The organism is Enterovibrio baiacu (assembly GCF_004120195.1).
GTDB lineage: Bacteria > Pseudomonadota > Gammaproteobacteria > Enterobacterales > Vibrionaceae > Enterovibrio > Enterovibrio baiacui.
In genome coordinates this window covers 223,917-243,661 of record NZ_SCHN01000007.1, presented here as the reverse complement: position 1 = coordinate 243,661, position 19,745 = coordinate 223,917, and the positions used below count along the sequence as shown (strand labels likewise).

At 46.8% G+C, this 19,745-nt stretch carries 13 protein-coding genes and 2 tRNA genes; 4 read left to right on the top strand and 11 right to left on the bottom strand.

Annotated elements, in window-relative coordinates; translation table 11 throughout:
• Nucleotides 1-526 precede the first annotated feature (526 nt).
• The 6 genes from EQP46_RS05860 to EQP46_RS05835 all read right to left on the bottom strand — a co-directional run bounded on the left by EQP46_RS05860 (nt 527) and on the right by EQP46_RS05835 (nt 8,156).
• Nucleotides 527-2,407, bottom strand: coding sequence for a methyl-accepting chemotaxis protein (locus EQP46_RS05860; RefSeq protein ID WP_129492756.1), 1,881 nt, complete (start codon nt 2,405-2,407; stop codon nt 527-529).
• 863 nt (nt 2,408-3,270) lie between these two features.
• The gene (locus tag EQP46_RS05855) at nt 3,271-3,996 is read right to left on the bottom strand and encodes a class GN sortase (protein ID WP_129492755.1); all 726 of its coding nucleotides are present in this window, start codon (nt 3,994-3,996) and stop codon (nt 3,271-3,273) included.
• Nucleotides 3,993-6,311 (bottom strand): marine proteobacterial sortase target protein, encoded by a 2,319-nt coding sequence (locus EQP46_RS05850; protein WP_129492754.1) that lies wholly within the window; start codon nt 6,309-6,311, stop codon nt 3,993-3,995. Before EQP46_RS05850 ends, EQP46_RS05855 begins: the two co-directional genes overlap by 4 nt.
• 337 nt (nt 6,312-6,648) lie before the next feature.
• The gene (locus EQP46_RS05845; protein WP_240671672.1) at nt 6,649-7,806 is read right to left on the bottom strand and encodes a slipin family protein; all 1,158 of its coding nucleotides are present in this window, start codon (nt 7,804-7,806) and stop codon (nt 6,649-6,651) included.
• 205 nt (nt 7,807-8,011) lie between these two features.
• Nucleotides 8,012-8,083 (bottom strand) — tRNA-Cys (locus EQP46_RS05840).
• Nucleotides 8,082-8,156, bottom strand: a tRNA-Val gene (locus EQP46_RS05835). The genes EQP46_RS05840 and EQP46_RS05835 overlap by 2 nt, the downstream gene beginning before the upstream one ends.
• 324 nt (nt 8,157-8,480) lie before the next feature.
• On the opposite strand from EQP46_RS05835, the gene rtcR reads away from it, so the two are divergent.
• A complete protein-coding gene (gene rtcR, locus EQP46_RS05830; protein WP_129492753.1) occupies nt 8,481-10,076 on the top strand; it encodes an RNA repair transcriptional activator RtcR in 1,596 nt (531 codons plus the stop codon).
• 347 nt (nt 10,077-10,423) lie between these two features.
• On the top strand, nt 10,424-13,330 hold the full coding sequence (locus EQP46_RS05825) for a M66 family metalloprotease (protein ID WP_129492752.1): 2,907 nt from the start codon (nt 10,424-10,426) through the stop codon (nt 13,328-13,330).
• A gap of 152 nt (nt 13,331-13,482) precedes the next feature.
• Here the strand turns inward: EQP46_RS05825 and EQP46_RS05820 are convergent, their stop codons facing one another.
• From EQP46_RS05820 to matP, 3 genes are read right to left on the bottom strand one after another with little or no spacing between them, the layout of a single operon-like run.
• Entirely contained in the window at nt 13,483-13,884 is a 402-nt protein-coding gene (locus EQP46_RS05820; RefSeq protein WP_129492751.1) for a PPC domain-containing DNA-binding protein, read from the bottom strand.
• A complete protein-coding gene (locus EQP46_RS05815) occupies nt 13,881-14,171 on the bottom strand; it encodes a DUF3634 family protein (protein WP_129492750.1) in 291 nt (96 codons plus the stop codon). Before EQP46_RS05815 ends, EQP46_RS05820 begins: the two co-directional genes overlap by 4 nt.
• Nucleotides 14,172-14,180: 9 nt before the next feature.
• Nucleotides 14,181-14,630, bottom strand: coding sequence for a macrodomain Ter protein MatP (matP, locus tag EQP46_RS05810; protein WP_129492749.1), 450 nt, complete (start codon nt 14,628-14,630; stop codon nt 14,181-14,183).
• 259 nt (nt 14,631-14,889) lie between these two features.
• On the opposite strand from matP, the gene EQP46_RS05805 reads away from it, so the two are divergent.
• Complete coding sequence (locus EQP46_RS05805) at nt 14,890-16,593, top strand: AAA family ATPase (RefSeq protein ID WP_129492748.1); 1,704 nt, start codon at nt 14,890-14,892, stop codon at nt 16,591-16,593.
• 63 nt (nt 16,594-16,656) lie between these two features.
• Complete coding sequence (fabA, locus tag EQP46_RS05800; RefSeq protein ID WP_129492747.1) at nt 16,657-17,175, top strand: 3-hydroxyacyl-[acyl-carrier-protein] dehydratase FabA; 519 nt, start codon at nt 16,657-16,659, stop codon at nt 17,173-17,175.
• A gap of 358 nt (nt 17,176-17,533) precedes the next feature.
• Here the strand turns inward: fabA and rmf are convergent, their stop codons facing one another.
• Both rmf and EQP46_RS05790 read right to left on the bottom strand, forming a co-directional pair.
• The gene (rmf, locus tag EQP46_RS05795; protein WP_129492746.1) at nt 17,534-17,704 is read right to left on the bottom strand and encodes a ribosome modulation factor; all 171 of its coding nucleotides are present in this window, start codon (nt 17,702-17,704) and stop codon (nt 17,534-17,536) included.
• Between the two features lie 165 nt (nt 17,705-17,869).
• On the bottom strand, nt 17,870-19,744 hold the full coding sequence (locus tag EQP46_RS05790; RefSeq protein WP_129492745.1) for a DUF3466 family protein: 1,875 nt from the start codon (nt 19,742-19,744) through the stop codon (nt 17,870-17,872).
• Nucleotide 19,745 lies beyond the last annotated feature (1 nt).

Sequence of the window (19,745 nt, the reverse complement as noted above, 5' to 3'; positions counted from 1 at the left end):
GTGCCAATCACAAAACTTTAATTATCCTTTAGTCTCAACCAATGATGTCTTCTACATATCTACAACGTCTTGTGTTTTACCACGTCCACCGTTTTACGTTTACTCACCACCTCACGCTCAACACGCTTTGCTTTGTTGCTACGAAAAAGATCCAATCAATCGCTCACATGCATTTACCAGAAATCGCAGACCACCATTTTATCGCTTTCACTGTTCATCGAAATTCTTCTGTTCAACTTAATCTCTGATAAGTTGTTCACCCTCGAAGCTGGTTACCTGGTGAAGGATTCTCATTGTCCAAGGTTTCGAATCAACGCACACCGCGCGGTTGTCATCACCTCCGAATGCCGCGAATTTACTCCGCGTGAACATTGGATTGCTTCCCAATACGGAAAGCTGGATTATTCAGGGACGCTTTTCAGTGCTGTAAATCCTGCATCAACGTAAGCTCCTCAATCGTCGAAGACCAAAAAAAACGGGCTCATAAGAGCCCGCTTCATTATTTCGTTTAATCTAACGAAGACAACTACACCCGAAACTTCCCGAGTTCGTCGTCTTGCTTACCCGTGAGTTCTGCTACGCCGATGCAGCGTTGTTGCTGATCTCTTGCTTGGTTTGAGAGCGTTTCGCTGATGGCTCGTAGGTTTGCAGTGTTTTGATTTATCTCAGCGGCGGTGTTGCTTTGTTTGCTGGAAGAACCTGAAATGTCAGCGATAAGTGTGTTAATTTCGGTGATATGGTCGCGAATGTTCGTTAATGCTTCGTCAGCATCATGTGCGATGCTTTGTGCATTACTGGCAGTATTTCGACTTCCCAGTATCACGGTTTCCGCTTCACCGACACCAGCTTGAAGTTGATGGATCATGATCTTAATTTCTTCCGTGGAAGACTGTGTGCGTGACGCCAGTGCGCGAACTTCATCGGCAACCACAGCGAATCCGCGCCCCATTTCACCTGCCCTCGCCGCTTCTATCGCGGCGTTCAGCGCCAGCAGGTTTGTCTGTTCTGCAATGTCTGTAATCACCGTTAAGATCGATTCAATGTTTGCGCTGTACTCCGCCAGTTCTTTCACTTTATCGACGGACTGTTCCATTTCCACCATCAAGGTCGAAATGGAGCGCGCGGTTTTGTTGACGGCATCAACGCCTTTTTCTGCGACCTGGTCGGTTTCAATGACGGACTCCGATGCGCGTTGTGCGCTATTGGCGACAACCTCGGAAATGCTGGCCATTTCAGCCATCGCGCCTGATACCTGATTGAGCTCCTGCAATTGGTTTTCAAGGTCTGACGATGATGCAGTGGCATTGCTCACGGCAAGCTCACTGCTGTGACGTACTTCTGCCGACGTACTTTTAATCTCACTGATCAATGCCTGAAGGTAAGCGACGAAGCCATTGAAATCGGAAGAGAGACCGCCAAACTCATCCTTGCTATTAATCGCGACACGTTTCGTTAAGTCACCATCACCGCTGTTGATCTCTTGCAAGCTCTGACGAAGCGTATCGAGGGGTTTCAGTTGTTTCGCGATCACCATACTCAGTAACAGACCAATGAGCACCGCACAAAATGCAGTAGCGCCGGCGGCGGTATAAGCAAATGCATCGGTATGGGCCATGACTTTAGATTTATCCAATACCACGCCGATCAGCCAATCATTCCCACTTAGCCCATCCAGTTTATCGAATGATGTCAGCACGGGTATGCCCGCAGCCGTGGCTTCATTAAAGCGAGATTCAAGCGGTGGAATGTTTCCGCCAAACAGGGCTGACAAAGGCTGCCCATTCAGTTCAATGTTTGGATGGCTGATGATGTTGCCGTTACCGCTGAGTAGAAAAGCGTAACCGGTGTCGCGGAAGTTCAATGTATTCAGCGCATCAGACACACTCTTCAAGCTTAAATCCCCCCCGAATGCCCCTTTGAATTCGCCATTATCATTAAGATTAGCAACGGCTGAAATCAGAATCTCTTTGGTGGCAGCATCTGCATAGGGCTCTGTTAACGCAGCGGTTTGGCTTTGTTGTGCCACGGGATACCAAGGGCGTTGACGTGCATCCCACCCGACGGGATTCCATGAGGAATCGTTGGTGATTCTCTCGCCATTGGTGTCTAAACCACCAAAGATGAGAATGAATTCTTTCTTTAATAGAGGGAGGTCAAAGGTGTTTTGTATTGTCGATTGGCTGAAGTCTGCATTAATGGTTTCAGACATCATATTAATGATGGCGAGCTTGCCGTTTAGCCAATAAGTGATCTGGTCACCCATGACCGAGGTTGCTTCGTTTACGCTTTGTTCCTTGTTTTCAAGATGCTCCGTCCTTATGTTTACGTATTGAAACCATGACAAGCACGATAAGACGATTACAACAATCACCGTCGATACCAGTGCAACTCTGTGGGATACTTTCATTCTCGACACCTCTGCGAAACTTTTTGTCAACATTTCTGTATGTCATTTGAATGAAGCAGGTGTACCGTTTATTGCCAAGACATTCTCTGCCTTTATAAACCATACGTATTGTAAGTGAATCAGCACTGTAAAATTAACTGACACCTGTAATATTCGGCATTGATAATTATCCTATAGTATCAACAGGTTAATAATTATGAGATCTTGAGCACATAATGTTCGCTAAAGCGTAAAATTTTCTGACGGCTAACGCCCCGCCTTTCTCATTATCCCTTTCTCAGCTGACGACATATTGGGCGCATCTATATCAACGCGCACTAGAATGTGGCGAATCCCCCTCACCGGACAAGACGTCATGGCCGATAATTTGTGTGATTCCTGCCCTATTAGACTGCCAAAATCTGTAACTGAGTTGCCTCTCAATTAGAATGCTGTTGACCACTTTCTAATTACCACATGTCAACCATGCAGGCGCTCACTGTTGTACTAACCTTTTGATATGCCGTTAGTAAACGTGAGTGACATGCTAAACATCATTACCCGTCACTCACTCGCTCCAAACGCAACAAGGCACTGCATCAGTATTTCGCTGTTTGAGAAATGTTGGTCATTGCCTGCTTTAACAATAACAACACTGCCTCAAAACCTCCCTTCGGACGCTTATTAACTAAGCGTCCTTTTTTTACCCTTCGATTTTCAATCCTTTTCCATTGCATGGATTGCTCTCTAAATAGCCATTGGCGTCTGTTTTATCCCATTTTGTTTAAGGGCGTTCTCTTTATTTATTCTTCCACTTTGTTGGGTGACTTATCATGATACAACCATTAAGTTATAGTGCATTAGGGTGTGTTTAACTTAAAACACTATAACCAGTATCCTCTTGAATTCACGTCAGAATATAACACATCACCCGTTATATCCTTCAATGCTTCATTTTGTGTAGTCACCTGATTTTCTGCATCTTTTGGGGTTGCGATCACCACCAATCGAAGTGGACCGTTTACCGTTAATGCATTGAAGGGATAGCAGGTAATCAATGTTAAGCGGTCATCATCCGTATCTTGAATCCATTGCGTTTCCGATTCGTCGACAATGTTAAAATCACGAATCTGGTAAAGCCGCAGTTTCCCACTGGCATCCTCAATCGCAATATCATCACCGATCTCTACCTGGCTTAATCCTGCAAAATGTGTGTCATTGTGTCCATAGATCACCATGTTTCCTTGCTTGCCAGGCAGCGCGGTGTTCATTTGTAGCGTTGGACCAAACGCGAGATTTCGGGCGTTTGCGCCTGACAGCACCCATTGTGGGGGGTCATCATTCACGCCCATTTTAGCGATCGGGTATGTGTCGGCCCACGGCCAAGGACGATGAATCCCCCCTATTTGTTGTTGGCTCTCCCATGCATGTGCGATGAGCAATTGTGCCAGTTGAGCCTTAGCCTGAATGTAAACACCGTGACCAAAGAGAGCGAATCCCACCAGAAATGCTAAAAAGATGGCGGCACGGCGTTTGCCTAATTTACCTAAGACCCTGACGATTCGAGAGGTTCCCCAGTTCCGTTTGAATCGCATCATATCCCCATTCATGATAGCGACTCCCATACCTCTCGATCTTTGTTCATTCGAGCCGTCCAGCACCATGCAAACATACTCAACATCAAGATAAGGCCGCCGAACAGCATTGCCATCGTGCTTCCTAATCCACTTTGTAGCATCACACCATTAGACCCGTTTGCAGCGTTGTGAGGCTTATGCGGGTTGATGTTGAATGACGCAGCGTTTTCATCCAAAGGACGCGTGGGTGTTTGGTCAATCGCTATCAGACTGGTGTGCTTAGTGACGATATGATGGTTTAGCCCCAGTTGAGTAATGCGTTGCTCCTTTTGCTCAGCGCTCAGGGTTTGATCTAAGGTAATACTTTCAATTTGCTTGCGCGCCCAAAGCACATCAATGCCCGTCGCTTGTCCGGCGCCAACGTTTTCTAAATCGATGCTGTAATTCCACGTTTGTTGATTAAGCTTGCCTGACAGGTTGAGGGTTTTAGCGTCCGAAGGAATTTTGAAGGCTAACGTCAACGGTTGGTGCTTATACAAATCCGGCACTGGCGAAGGCCATGCATCGACAGGCGTGCCGTCTTGCCAGGTTACTTTGATGTCTTGCATCACAGGGCTTGAGAGCTTGTCGAAGAGCGGCTGCAAGGCGCTGACCACTTGGTTAAGTTGGCCAATGTGTGTGAATGTGCCCTTTCCGCTGATCGCGGCGCGCTGCATAAAGGCACTGTTTGGTGCAGAACCGATCCCTACCGTGAATAACCGACGGTTTCCCAACCCTTCTTGAATGAGTGCATAGAGTTCCGCTTCGTTACCAATTGCGCCATCAGTGATGAAAACGATTTGGTTCGCGAAGTTTTCTTTGGCTTCATAGCTATAGGCAAGTTCAAGCGCGCCAACCATTTCAGTGCCACCATCCGCTTTGAGTGATTCAACAACGGCAATGGTCTCTCCAATGTTTTTAAGTGACGCAATAAGGGGCGTGTCTGATAGATACGCGGCTTCATCATTAAAAATGATCAGGTTGAAATAATCGTTAGGGTCTAGTCGATTTAACGCGTAGATAACCGCCTCTTTGGCTTGTTCAATGGCGTCACCAAACATGGAGCCTGACACGTCCAACACAAAGGTGATGTTCTGTGGGATGCTGGTTCTTTCATTCGTTTGCGGTGGCATGGCCATGAGCAAGCCATAACGCGTTTCGCTTTCTAGTTCGACGCTCGAATTTGCACTGGTTTCCATTTCTGTTTCTTGAACAAACATGGCAGCAACAGGGCTGAACGCTGCTGTTGGACGCCAGGTCAGTTCGAAATCCTTGTTAGCGAGTTCCATTTGGCTCAGCGTGACGGCATAGCGTGTCAGAGAAATCTGTTGAACATTAATGGCGGCAGATGGGCTTTCGACGGCATCCAATTCCAGACCGGTATTTAAGTCAACGCTCAGGGTGAATTGAATGTCACCATCAATCAAGGGATCGCGATAATCTGGTGTCACTTCGTTGGCATCCGGCACTTGCGGTGTAGCAACCGCCCAACCATTGTGCATTTGCGCCAAGACAGGCGCTGCTTGCGATGTCGATCCGTTCGATGAGATTGTCGTAGCAGCATTCTCTACGCCGTTTGTTTCCCCATTGCTCTCACCACTATCACGACTCACCATGTGATTGTTTGCACTGTCACTTTGAATCGCTTGCTCTGCAGGGCTAAGTTCACCAACCGAAAGAACGGGCAAACCAGGAATGTATTTCCGCGTGAACGTCGTCGGGAAGCGCAGGCTAAACACCCCGTCTTCATACTTCACGGTTTCTTGGTATTCAATCTCGACAATGATGGTTTCTTCTGGCGCGACGTTCGCAATCTGTGTCGAAAACAAGTTTGAACGATGCTGTTCTACCAGCGAGGTTTTCTTTCCTTCTGCTGCTGCTTTGTTAAAGGCTTCTCGGGCTTTTTGTTTAGGTTGGATTTCACCCACAATGATGCGCTCGCCGACTCGAATGGTAAGTTGATCCACCGCTGCGTTTTGTGGCAATGGAAATAAATACCGCGCATTCACCCAACTGTCCGTTGGGTTGGTAAAGGTTTGTGTGACAGTGACGCGATTAATCAATCCATTCACTTCCATGTCAGCATCCGTTGAAAGCTGTGGCGCTTCACTCCATAAATTCTGATGGCTGTTCACCATTTGAAGGAATAATCCCCCTTCTTGTTCATTGGCCATCGTGACAAAAGGTGTCGCGATAAAAAGCAGCAGCGCCAATGTCCACAACTTGAATTGACGGGTGGTATCGACAACGTTTTTACGGCTGTTTTGCGTCTCTGAATCGGATGGTTTGACGTTGGGTAAGCATGCCATTGCTTCGTCCTCTCTGTGTTTTGAATGGCATCATTACATCAAATCAATCTGTCTGTTCTGGGGTTCAATTGTGGCCAATTAAGACCAATAATGGCGAAATTATGGCAAGGCGGCACAAATTAGTTATAGTGCATTAGAGTATTAACTTTGATGCCGGAAAGCAGATGACAACGCGAAAGAACATCGACCTCTGAACGCTGATATCCACCAGCATTCGCTTGTGGTTTTATATTCTTGTTTCACTATTTTTTGCTCTCAGTACACCTTATGATTTCCATGCTCAGGACGCGCTTCTTTCCTTGGGTTGTTGATGTATAACCAGAAAGAAGCGCGCGGTTTACGTTATTTTCACGACACCTTGCATCAAGCCATCTAACCCGCCGTACACTGTCAGGCTATCGATTTTCTCAGCGACTTTTTCCAGCGCTTCTAGCTCTTTAAGGCGCATTAATGTTGGGTTGTTTTCCATCACTTTGGCCGTGTTGTGCAAGCTTCGCGTTGCGGCTGTTTCTTCTCGACGTTTGATCACGTTGGCTTCAGCAGATTTCTGCGCCTCCACCACTTGGTTCAAGATCCCTTTGATATCGCCCGGCAGAATGATGTCTTTCATGCCTACATTACCCAGCGCGACGCCGATATCAGCGAGTTGTTCTGTCACCAGCTCTCTCACCGTTTCGCCGATGTAGAGTTTATCCAGTAAAAGATCATCCAGTGTCTTGGTGCCAATGGCTTCCCGAAGCGCAAGTTGAAGCAACTTGTACACATAATCTTCAAGCTTCTCGACGTTACTCGCGGCAGTTTTAGCATCAATAACGCGGATGCTCGCCGTTAAGTTAATCCGCAAGCTCACACGATCTTTCGTCATGATCTCTTGTCCGGAGATCTCGAGAATCTGAGTACGTGTATCGAACGTTTTAAGCGTCACGTCGCGATTGAATTGCCAATAGCCGTATTGCCCCGGTTCGAGTGTTTCCACCAGCTTGCCATCCACATAAAGCAATCCCACATGGTTGTTCTTCACCACTGCATTCATGATGGGCTTGATCGCGACGGTCTCTGCACTTCGAATCAGTCTTGAGGCCGTGTTTGCCCCCGCTTTGTTCACAAGAAACAAGGTTTGTTCGTTGAGTTGCAGTTGCGCGCTAATGTCGGTTCGCTCTACACGAATATCTCCCGCATCTTTCCAGAGAAAGAGTCGCTCACCCGGCGCCACCACACCTCTCAGCATGTCATTCACAAACAACAGACCAACTTCTGTGTCAGCCAGCTTTTCATGTGTGATCTGCTCACGTAACGCAACATTGCATTGATACAAGCGCTCACCGTTTACTGGAGAGAAATAGAGCGCATCAATGTCAAAGCGCTGAAAGCTAACTTCATCGGAAATATCCCACACCTTATGAGTGCCCGGCATGAGCACATCCGTGAGTTGTTGGTTTTTGAATACCAGTGCGCGTTCATTTTCTGCAATTTTAATGGTTTTTCTAAACATCATTTTCTTCCTTAAATTACCGTGCTAAATCATTCGTCAAATCACGAGCAATTTTGCCAAGGTGTTGAGCGTAAAAAGGACAAACATACCAATAAGGGGCAAGCGAAACTTGTGGTTCAGGTGGCGTCCTGCCTGCTGAATCTCGCTGTTTCATTTGCGTCTCACTGGCAGTGGCCAGCCCGTTTTACGCCGTGTTGCGATACATAAAGTGATTGGACGGGAATTGAACCCGCGACAAACGAAATTGCTTTCGCCGCTCTACCAACTGAGCTACCAATTGGGTACTAGAGTAGGAATCGAACCTACGCACACAAAATGTTGTTTCGTCGCTCTACCCCTGAGCTATCTAGTCATTAAACGGAATCGAACCCGTAACAGTGGAAACTGTTCCTCTCCAGAGGTGTGTGATCGGAATACACAGTCACAGTGTGACGTGCACCAGCGTGAACGTTTGAGTCACCACCGCTAATCACAGACTCAGTATTCCAAGTAACGTGCCAAACACGGTAAGAAACAGGAAAATAGTTTTATGTGGATGTTTATGTTTACTTTTTTAAACTAGGCGCCAAAAAGAGTGTTGCTTACCCTTCAAAAATAAACACACGATTTGATTAGTTTAGATATGCCTTCTATCCATATAGATAGGAATAAATGTCTGGGTGAAGGGAAAAATAAAAATGAAGACGATTGCGTTGAGCTTGTTGGGGACACAGCTAGACAGAATTGGGAAACACGTCGATCGCCTCCACCGTTGGCGTCCTAATGTGAGTCTCGTCAGCCAAGAAGATCTGCCGATAGATGAAGTGTACTTGCTTCATGACAATCACAACCTGCGTCTTGCCAAAACTGTCGCATCAGACATTAAAGCGGTGTCGAGCGACACCCAAGTGCATGTCTGTGAAATGAACTTTCTCGATCCTTGGGACTTCGAAGAGGTTTACGCCAAGCTCTACGATTTCTGTGATTCCATGGATTTTGATATCGAGAACAATGAGTACCTTTTCCATATCACGACGGGCACCCATGTCGCGCAGATCTGTAGTTATCTCTTAACGGAAAGTCGCCAATTCCCCGGAAAACTCATTCAAACGGCCCCTGACAACAGTAAGGAGGATAAATCCATAGGTCGTGTGCAACTCATCGATTTGGATTTATCGCGTTATGACCAACTCGCCACGCGCTTTGATAACGCGAGCCTGCAAGGTGAAACCTTTCTTAAATCGGGCATAGAAACCAAGAACACCGCTTTTAACCAATTGATTACCCAAATAGAGAAAGTGGCGATCCGTTCGACCGCCCCTATTTTACTTACCGGCCCTACCGGTGCAGGGAAAAGTCAGCTCGCTCAGCGTATTTATCAACTCAAGAAAATGCGCTCGATGTTGAAAGGACAGTTCGTTGTGGTGAACTGTGCGACATTGAAAGGCATGAATGCAATGGCTGCTTTGTTTGGGCACACCAAGGGCGCATTCACTGGCGCATCGTCAGCACGTGACGGCTTTCTCATGGCGGCTAACAATGGCTTATTGTTTCTCGATGAAATTGGCGAGCTGGGCTTGGAAGAACAAGCCATGCTGTTACACGCTATCGAATACAAGCGCTTCCACCCTGTAGGCAGTGACAGCGAAACCCAAAGTAATTTCCAACTGATAGCGGGCACAAATCGCAATCTGAAAGCCATGGTTGAGCGTGGTGAGTTTCGTGATGACTTACTGGCGCGCATTAATCTTTGGACGTATCAACTCCCGGCGCTGAAAGACAGAAAAGAAGATCTGGACGCCAATCTCGAGTATGAATTGGTCTCTTTCGCTGAGAAACACGGCCACCGCGTCAGGTTTAATAAAGAAGCGAGAAACGCGTTTCTCCAGTTTGCTCATTCAAGTAAGGCGACGTGGCAAGGTAACTTCCGCGATCTTAGCTCTGCCATCACACGATTAGGCACTCTGGCGGACTCTTCTCGGATCTCTGTCGAAGACGTGAATGACGAAGTGCAACGACTCACAGCGTCTTGGTCACCAAGCGATACTCCTTCACTGGCCTCTTCATCCTTAAACGTGTTGAGGGAAGATGTGCTCATGGACCTCGATGATTTCGATAAGCACCAATTGCAATTTGTACTCGATGTTTGCGCGCGACACGACTCTATGGCCGCAGCAGGACGTGAATTGTTCAATGTGAGTCGAACGAAGAAAACACAAGCCAATGATTCATCAAGACTGCAGAAGTACTTGGCCAAGTTCGGCCTTAACTGGAAGGCGCTAAAGAACGGATAGTGACGAATAAACACGTGAATCTTGAGGTGCTCGGCACGATCTCGTTGAGCGCTTCATTCACCTAACTGGCGAATTATGCACAATCTCTTGTACTCACCCCGAGATTTTTCACACCTTAATGCGTAATCAGTCACTAGGGTGAATAAACAGAATTAGTAACTATTAATCAGAATATTAGGCGTAATAACCCGTAGCGATAGTTAAGCAATAACAAATACATTCGCACGTCTAATTATTAATGCAAATAACCACACCTTTTATGAATATATTGATGACCACTTTCAACCTAAAAAGGCTCATCAATCATGCAAAAACGATCCTTACACCTTACAAGGATTTCAACAAGCTTGTCGATCGCACTGGCGTTTGCTTCTCCGTACGTGTTAGCTGAAACAAACACAGCCACCAGCCCTGTCGCGACCTTTAACAACAATTTCTATAACGATTTGGAAGGCGCGCTTTCTGGCTATGTCATGTTTGCGCAGCACGCCATTATTCCTGCCAAGCAACATATTCCAAACGATACTCAGCCTCACCTGACTGGTGCGCGCAACACCTTGGTGATGATGAAACTGTCTGAGCGCGATAAACATGCGAAACAAGTGCGCGTGTCTGTGTTCGACAAAGACAATACATTAAAAGCACAGTTTGATATGGCCTCTCCCGATGCGCTTCCTAGCATTGCAGGGAGCGGGCTTTCTGCGGGCCTAAACGCTGACGATTTCAAGATACCAAGCGCTTATGACCGCTCATTTTCGGGCACCAGTACGCTGAAGAAATTTGAAGACGCGTCGTTCTTTACTGAGCAGCTCAAGCAGTTCGGTGCTATTCAGCTTAAAACAGCCAATGGCGCATGGGTCAGCACGTTCACGCTTCCAGACTCAAACGTGGCTAATGGCCGAACGGTCGTTGTTTCCTCTGAGGCTGGATACCGCTCAACAGTGAAGTATTCGGGTAAACGCTTGTCCGTCAATCGTGGTGAAACACGCGTTTTTCGCTACCTCAACGGAAGCTGGTTCAGCGACGTGGATGCGAACGCCGGCCGTGTGAAGTACGGTGATTTTTGGTCTGTCGCTATCGATGCAACACTCATTGAACCTGGGGTGTCCTTTGCTTTTACCGCTAATGGCAAACAAGGCACATTGAACGGTGTAAGTGTCGGCGCGCCAACACAGGTTTTTCTGAACACCATCGATGTAGGTATGTTGACGCCTAACCGCGATCAATTTGAGATGCAAACGCAGCCTGAATTGATCCGCGAATACTTCCAACAAACGCCCACCAGCAAGCTCATCGTCAATAACTTCACGTCGCTCCACTTCAAAGAAGTGATGATGCCCGACGGCACCTTATTAACAGACTTCGCCCCAGACACAGGCGGTGTGCACAAAGGAAGCATGCGTGAAACCATCGGGAAGCGCTTGATATCGCTTGGTATTAACAACGCTAACTACGGCATTCATTCATCCGCCCCCGGAGGCAGCCATCCTTATGCCGCCGCTCAAATCAGTGCCCATAACACACTAGGTCGCTATGAAAACGGTGTTGTTGTGCATGGTCTCTCTGGTGGTGCTGGCATCGTGACACTGCGAAGCAGCAAAGGTAACGAATTTAGCCATGAATTAGGACATAACTACGGTATTGGTCATTATCCAGGCGGGTTTAACGGATCAGTGCATCGTCCACCCAATGCAGTGAACTCTACGTGGGGCTGGGATGCTGATACTAACGCCTTTATTCCAAACTTTTCCCGCGTAAAGACTGACAAAGCAACCTGCTTGAATGATGAATGCCAAGAGGCGTTTGAAGGCTTTGCATTCAATAAGGATGCGATGGCGGGTGGCGGCATTTACGATGCGACATATAACAACTACACACTCCATACGCCACATACTGCGCAGCGTATTCAGCGCTTCCTCGAAAACAAAGCGGTGTTTGATCCTTCATCGCCAACCGGTTTTTCGAAGTGGAATAACGACACGAAAACCATGGAGATGTGGTCATTAAAGGTAAACAATGCGCCAACTGCCTCTGCTGGCCCCTCTCAGGTGTCAAAGGCGCAGTTAGCCGATTTACTTTCCACCAACAAGCTGATCAATATTTCGTTTAGCAATGGCTATTGGACGCGCGATATCCACATCCCTGACGCCAATCGCGCGAACAAAGGAAAAGTGATCAGTATCGCCCACCGTGCAGGCTATCACTCCAATGTGCATGTAAACACTGCCGTTGAAACGATCAAAAATGGAAACACGTGGCATTTTGTTTCCAATGGCAAGACATGGAAGCGTACAAACAAGCCCGATCTCAGTGTTGCACGCGTACCAAAGAAACAAGGTGTGCCTATTACGACGCTCTTTGGTTACTACGATCCTGAGAACAAACTACGAAGTTATGTCTACCCAGCAACCCACGGTGCATATGGCATGACGTACGCCCAGGACGGCGCGAACGCGACTTGCCAGTTAAACGTTGAGACTCGCCGCAAAGGTACGTTGCATTTTGCTTTGTCAGATAAACGTTTCTCTACAAACCAAATGAACCAATTCAACGTTAACATCGAGCGCTCTGCCGAAGTGCTCAACGCGGAAGTGCGTTGTAATGGCAAAACGCTAAGCACCCGACAAATCGATGCAACAGACTTCAAGCCGACCGTCACCGTCATTGGAGGTGACAACGTCACCAAAGCAAAAGGCTGTATTGTGAGCCTGTCATCTGGCGCAAAGTACTGTTTATCGGTAGGAAAAAGTGCTGGCTATTCTTTGCCAAGCTGGATAAATCGCCATGAGGTCTATGTCCAAGCTGAGCCTGGCGCTAAGGTGGTGTTGTCTGATTACAATAACCTTTCGTACCGTCGCATTGCGTCATTTGAAGGGACGGTTGAGAACCGAAAACTCTCCAATGTACTCGCACAGAATGGCGAGTATATTGATTTCTCAACCCCTCGCTCTATGCGCGTAGAACAAAGCTCCACACCGCTTGGCTGCATCGTGAGCTTAACAACCCGAGAGCAATACTGCTTACCTGTCAATCAGCGTTCCGGTTATGCACTTCCAAGCTGGATTCGAAAACATGACGTATATGTCTATGCGGATGAAGGCGTGAAGGTGCGTTTGGGAGATTGGCCAAACCTTTCTTACAACCGAACAGCGACCTTTAGCCAAAGTGTGACAAATGAGGATCTGAAGTCTGTGAAGGCCCGAAATGGTAAGTACCTTGATTTTTCAAGGCCACAATCCATGGAAGTGAAATAACGCACTGCTCGACTGAAATAGCGGGATGATACGGGATAAGGCCTGATAAGTGGCCCCGTAAAACTAACAAGGGCGCGAGAAGCGCCCTTTTTAGTTGTTGCTCATGTTTCGCTTACTGTTCATACATTCCAGGTTGATAGCAACAGCAACAACTAGTTCACCACCAACTCGGTGTAACCCGTGTCCTCATCAAACGCACGCGTAAACGCCATGGCAGGAAAAGAAAGTAAGCACACTTCTGCCGTATGGCTGACAATGCTACCTTCCATGAGATGCCCTCCAATCATTTTCCCCTCACGATCTGCGGCAGAAAGATGAAGATGCACATGGTCAGGCGTTAACGTGCCTGAAACGGTGATGATTTCATATGCGCCCTCTAAGGTGACAACAGAGTGACCATCAGCCAAACGCAAAGAGAGCGTAGATAAACACCCCACTACTGAGGCGACACAACCCGCCTGAATAGCGTTAGCGTGTATGGACGCAAGAATGGATTGTTTTAGATCAGCCCCTCGCGTTAAGCGAAAGGCTATAGGAGATACTTGCGAATTCATTTGAAAGATTTATGCGGGAAAACATTACGGATGCGCTGTTGAACTTTGCTATCAATCCCTTTGGAAAGCACCAACTTAGCGGGTTTGAAGCGATTTCTGTATACCTTCACCGTTCCAGAGAACGGCGAACGTTTGCAGATTTCAGTGCAATCATGCAAGAAGCCGTGCGGGATCTTTCCCTTTGTTTTCGTCACCTCTCCATCTTTAAAGCGAATATAAACAATGGGACGATCGACGGCGATAAACGCAAACAAAGCAATGAAGCTAACGGCTAAGAAATACTCCATGGTCTCACCTTACATGTCTAACAAGCTGCTCAAGTCTTTCTTGAGTGCATCTACCTTTTTATTGGCGTTTTGAGAACGGTTAGCTTCACCTAACAAGTACTCAATCGTGTCTGACAGTGTCGCGTCTAGGTCTTGCGCCTTCATGGACAGCTTTTCCCAAACACGAAAATCAAGATCGATTGATTTCTTGCGCGTGTGTTCTTGTTCAGCATTGAAGTGACGCTTACGCTTCGCACGAATCGCTTGCTTCAACTTGTTATCAAGATCAGGAGACATGTGCTCAGCGATCCATTCGATCACTTTCGTTGGCTCGTGTTCGATTGACATCAAGCTATTAACAGCGGCTTGCGCCTCGCTCGTATCGATATATCGCGTAACGTTGGACCCTTCTTTATGCTTTTTGACCACATAGGCCCACTTCCATCCAGCTTCGAGGTTTTCAAGTTGTTGATATTTCATATTCTTAGTATGTTTTTAGTTGAGAGCAATAAAAGACATTAATACAGTGACAGCGTAACAGTAGATTATTTTTTAATCAAACGCATCTTGGTTTATCCCTTTGATTTCGGCGATATCATTTTCAAACTCGTGACGTTCAGCAACTTATTTCGCCGAACGTCCCTATAACCGTGTATCAGGAAGGATCTTATCTACTTTGCAGCGTCTTCTTCCTTTATACTCTCGGTACATAACACACCAAGAGTTGAATCCCAGACGTATGCAAGAAGTTACCTGGCAGTCCGTAGTTCCCCAGTTTTCGAATGTTGAACAACAGATTGAAAATTACCCAGCCTTAACCGCAATGACCCCTTGTGCATTGCAACCAAGGTTAACAAACAGCATTCAGCGTCTTGTGCATGAAGTGCACTTTCCGCGTTTGTTGCTCGTCACGGCGCCAGATGTCCATGACTACCTTTCCATTGTGAAAGATATCGTCGTCAACAAACTGCCATCGGCTGATATGCCTGTGGTTGTTGCTGAGAATTTCGATGAAACTCAATTGTTTGGCGCAGTGTATCCCACCAATGAAGATGTGACAATGTCACGCAGCGTTGAAGGGCTGCTTCATAAAGCAAATGGCGGTGTACTTCTTATTTCTCTTACAGGTGTCATTAGCCAACCCAATATCTGGAGTCGCCTCAAGCACGTGTTGTGCACAGGCAACCTGCCTTGGAAGAGTGCAAAGCCTGATACCTATTGCGAACTCCCTAACCCTTCAGAATTATCAGTGCGCGTGATTGTCATTGGTGATCGTTCGTTGATGAACGATTTTGAAGACGGCGAACCGGAGCTGCATGGTTTAGGTATTTATACCGAATACGAACCCGATATGCTGCTTACCCCAGAAAGCGTTGACGATTACCTTTCTGTGTTAAAAGGCTTTCAGGCTTTCTATGGCGTAAAACCTCTGACATCTGGCGCAGTAAAACGCGTGATGCAAGCCGGCGTGCGCTTCACAGAAGATCAAGACCGCATGCCACTGTGCCCGCTCTGGATTCAGTCGCTACTTCGTGAAGCTGACTACCAAGCAAAAGGTGACAGCGTCACTAAAGACGACGTAGAAAAAGCCATTAGCGAGAAATACTTCCGTGAATCTTACCTGCCACTTCGTGCTGTTGATGACATCCATAAAGGCCAAGTCTTTATTGATACTCGTGGCGAGCACATCGGTCAGGTTAACGGCCTCACCGTTGTTGAAATGCCAGGACACCCAATGGCGTATGGTGAACCGGCGCGTATCTCTTGTGTGGTTCACTTTGGTGATGGCGACATTTCTGACGTAGAGCGCAAAGTCGATTTGGCAGGCAACATTCACGCAAAAGGCATGATGATCATGCAAGCCTTTGTGAGCGCGGCATTGGACCTTGATGAACCCCTACCATACGCTGCATCTATCGTGTTTGAGCAATCTTACTGCGAAGTAGACGGCGACAGTGCCTCTCTTGCGGAATTGTGTGCGTTTGTCAGTGCATTGGCTCAGCAACCTATCAATCAAAGCATCGCCATCACAGGTGCCGTCGATCAGTTTGGCCGCGTTCAAGCAGTTGGCGGGATTAACGAGAAAATTGAAGGGTTCTACCACATTTGTGAAAACCGCGGCCTAACAGGTTCTCAGGGCGTGATCCTTCCTAAGACAAATCTCAATGCGTTATGCCTCAGTAATGACGTAGCAACGGCGATCCGTGACGGTCAATTCCACCTTTGGGCAATTGAAGATGTAGAGGAAGCTTTCCCGCTTATTACGGGTCTTCGTTTCAGTGGCGATAAAGAACAACCAGAAGAAAATCTTGCTCAAGAGGAGCAAGAAGAACAAGAAGAGACCTTGTTAGACAAAATTTCGGAGCGTATTGACGCTTTCCACCACGGTGAGCATCGTCACATATCATTAATTTCTAAGCTTAAAAGCTGGCTCCTTCACTGATCCGAGTTGTTTAGCGTACACGTGTACGCTAAAGTGCCTCTATCTTTTCGAAGGAACAGTATAATGCTAATGAAACGCCATTCTTACACTAGGGAAGACCTGCTAGCTTCAAGCCAAGGTGAACTTTTTGGTCCGGGTCGCCCACAGCTTCCAGCACCAAACATGCTAATGATGGATCGTATTGCCAACATCACTGACGAAGGTGGTGACTTTGGTAAAGGCTTCATCGTTGCTGAGTTAGATATCAGCCCTGATTTGTGGTTCTTTGATTGCCACTTCCCTGGCGACCCAGTAATGCCTGGTTGTTTGGGTCTTGATGCAATGTGGCAGCTTGTTGGTTTCTTCCTTGGTTGGATGGGCGGCGAAGGTAAAGGCCGTGCATTGGGTGTTGGCGAAGTGAAATTCACTGGCCAAGTGCTTCCAACCGCGAAGAAAGTGACCTACGAAATCCAAATGAAGCGCGTTATCAACCGTAAATTGGTAATGGGCGTGGCAGATGGTCGCGTATTGGTAGACGGTAAAGAAATCTACGTAGCAAAAGATTTGAAAGTTGGCCTTTTCCAAGATACTTCTTCTTTCTAAGCCGACGCCATCATGTTTTAAAAAACCGCCCTTGTGGCGGTTTTTTTATAGGCACGAGATACGAGATACGAGATACGAGATACGAGATACGAGATACGAGATACGAGATACGAGATACGAGATACGAGATACGAGATACGAGATACGAGATACGAGATACGAGATTTTGCCAGCCCACCATTCATAGACAAGCTCTACCTGCACTTTTCTTACCTCACCTAAACACTCTGTTCGCTCAATACCCAAGACCGCTCTTTTCCGTTTGTTATCCGCCCTAATCGATAAGTTATAGTGCGTTATATGAACAAGCAAAAGCCCCTATTCAAGGGGCTTGCTAAGATGTGGTTTAGGAGTGGGTTTACTTCATGTTGGTCGTTTTGCTATCTCGGCCATCGCGCCAGCCACCTAGCCATTGGCTGCGAGCGTCCGTGGCCTGATAAGGACACGTCTCAGAGGATCGACCGTTTATTCCAGCTTGGTAACCTTTCGATTGTGCACGCTCTAAACGATCTCGCTTCTGTCTTTTCATATTTCCGCCCTCTTATCCTTCGACGTTTTCATCTTTACTGCGCGGCGTTGGTCGTGTTGACGTTTTATTAACCGCACCCATTAAGATTTGTTCATGCACAAAGAATAATCAAGCATCGGGAGGCTCATCCTCGACATATTTGTGAGAGTGAGCCAGAAATGAAAATTACTTTTTACGACGCATTGCGCCAGCAAGCGCAAGAAGGCCCAAACCTAAGAAACCAACACTGCCGCCACTGCGTGATACTGTCTGATCATCGTAAGTACGTTGTGTAATGGTTCCACTGTTATCTCGTGTCAGTTTTACCGCAACCAGTTCTTCAGTGCCGTTACAAAGCGCGTTGTGTGCGGTTGAGCTGTAGCCACCAGCACAATAGAAAGCGGATGCAGCAATGTCGCCGTTATCCGCGATATCAAACGCCTCAGCAATACGGTATTGGTTATTCGTGTCTGAATCAGCACCACCGTTGGTCAAATCATCAAGCAACCAACCACGGGTATTTTGGAACGTGGCTAAGTTTGTTGCTGAACCATGAAGGTAAATGTAACCACGCTGACGACGAGCACGATCACGCGCAGACTCAGTATCAACCTTACCTACTAGCTCGTTATCGTTGTTAATTGATGCTGCTGTTGCGTTGTAGCCAGAGAAGAAAAGAGAACTCTGAGATGGACCTAATAGGGTTGTATCTCTACTGCTATCACCGGTATTTATAAACACGGTCTCAGCGTAAGCTCCACTAGAGCGACGAAGATTTTTAGCAACGCCTATAACAACACGACTGTCATTGATATCATTAGCAACAGAATAAGAGTAGATAATGTCTCCACTTTGACGAATGTCGATACCTGGGATTAATTCCATGTCCCAACAGCGTTTTGATGGTGTATTTTCAAGCTCAGTTAAACAAGTATCAAACCCTGTGCTGATTGGGGTAAATATCACAGCTCTCGCATAAAAATTGCTATCATCGTAAGTGTTATACCCGACCAGAGTAGGAGCTGTATCTCCTGTTTTAACAACAACAGCGCCTTTAACAGATGCTTGAGCTGTTTCTTCTCCACCGTCGTTTGCTCCATTGGGAAAGCTTGCGATAACACGTGCATTTTCAAAATCACCATATCCTGACATCCAAATAGATGCCTGATTGGCAAACTGAAAATACTGACAAGCACGCTCTGTGTAACTAGGGTTATTTACACAACTGTCCAAATTAACATTCGAGTTTTCAGGTGATTTGTTGCTATTACCTGGGTTTTCCATATTTTCTATCGAAGCCGACCCATAGACAATAGTTTTTGAGATACCCAAATGTTCAAACTCTACCGCTCCATTAGCATTAGTCTGGCCAATTAAAGAAATTAGTGGGTTTGACGAAGTTGGTGGGAGTAATTCTGTGGCATCGAAATATCCTCGACTTTTAAAGGCTCTGGCGTACTCCGATCCATTTCTAAAATACGGGCTACTTGAAGCACCAATGACTGTTCCTGTTTCCGAAATCTGATTGATCACAACATTGGTTGAGTTTTCATCAACAACACCGGTCGGACCACTCACAGCCTTAAAAGGGTTCGTTCTGTTGCGATCAACGGAGGCGGTGCTATTCGACGTGTAACCGTTGTTCCATGCGTCGATTTCTTTCTTCAGGCCGCCGTCACAGACTTGCTCACTGTCTTCGCTATCACAGACTTCGCCTGTGGCTTTGATGCCATACCATTGCTCATCCGCCCAAGATTCGCAGGTATTGTAACCAAGGTAATTATCACAATAGTTATCAAGATCCTCATAACTATTAATGAAATGCTCTTCATCTACCATGTAAGGCATTTCTTCTGAATAATTCAACCCAACAGGCCCAATGAGTTCTTCGACTGCAACTTTTCCACCTTGTGGCGAAATTGCCGTAGCCATTGAGCTCTTAACGTTAAACGTATCTAATGTATCTAGCTTCTCGACTTTATAAATCGCTGCACTTGCAAGCGTTGGTAATCCAGCAACCGCGAGTGCGATTGCTGACAATTTGAATTTGTTGAACTGCATT

What these genes read in the sequence shown, in the direction of transcription:
- rtcR (WP_129492753.1), top strand. Translation starts at nt 8,481, where the DNA reads ATGAAGACGATTGCGTTGAGCTTGTTGGGGACACAGCTAGACAGAATT.
- EQP46_RS05790 (WP_129492745.1), bottom strand. Translation starts at nt 19,744, where the DNA reads ATGCAGTTCAACAAATTCAAATTGTCAGCAATCGCACTCGCGGTTGCT.
- fabA (WP_129492747.1), top strand. Translation starts at nt 16,657, where the DNA reads ATGCTAATGAAACGCCATTCTTACACTAGGGAAGACCTGCTAGCTTCA.
- EQP46_RS05855 (WP_129492755.1), bottom strand. Translation starts at nt 3,996, where the DNA reads ATGAATGGGGATATGATGCGATTCAAACGGAACTGGGGAACCTCTCGA.
- EQP46_RS05860 (WP_129492756.1), bottom strand. Translation starts at nt 2,407, where the DNA reads ATGAAAGTATCCCACAGAGTTGCACTGGTATCGACGGTGATTGTTGTA.
- EQP46_RS05845 (WP_240671672.1), bottom strand. Translation starts at nt 7,806, where the DNA reads ATGATGTTTAGAAAAACCATTAAAATTGCAGAAAATGAACGCGCACTG.
- EQP46_RS05850 (WP_129492754.1), bottom strand. Translation starts at nt 6,311, where the DNA reads ATGGCATGCTTACCCAACGTCAAACCATCCGATTCAGAGACGCAAAAC.
- matP (WP_129492749.1), bottom strand. Translation starts at nt 14,630, where the DNA reads ATGAAATATCAACAACTTGAAAACCTCGAAGCTGGATGGAAGTGGGCC.
- EQP46_RS05805 (WP_129492748.1), top strand. Translation starts at nt 14,890, where the DNA reads ATGCAAGAAGTTACCTGGCAGTCCGTAGTTCCCCAGTTTTCGAATGTT.
- EQP46_RS05815 (WP_129492750.1), bottom strand. Translation starts at nt 14,171, where the DNA reads ATGGAGTATTTCTTAGCCGTTAGCTTCATTGCTTTGTTTGCGTTTATC.
- rmf (WP_129492746.1), bottom strand. Translation starts at nt 17,704, where the DNA reads ATGAAAAGACAGAAGCGAGATCGTTTAGAGCGTGCACAATCGAAAGGT.
- EQP46_RS05820 (WP_129492751.1), bottom strand. Translation starts at nt 13,884, where the DNA reads ATGAATTCGCAAGTATCTCCTATAGCCTTTCGCTTAACGCGAGGGGCT.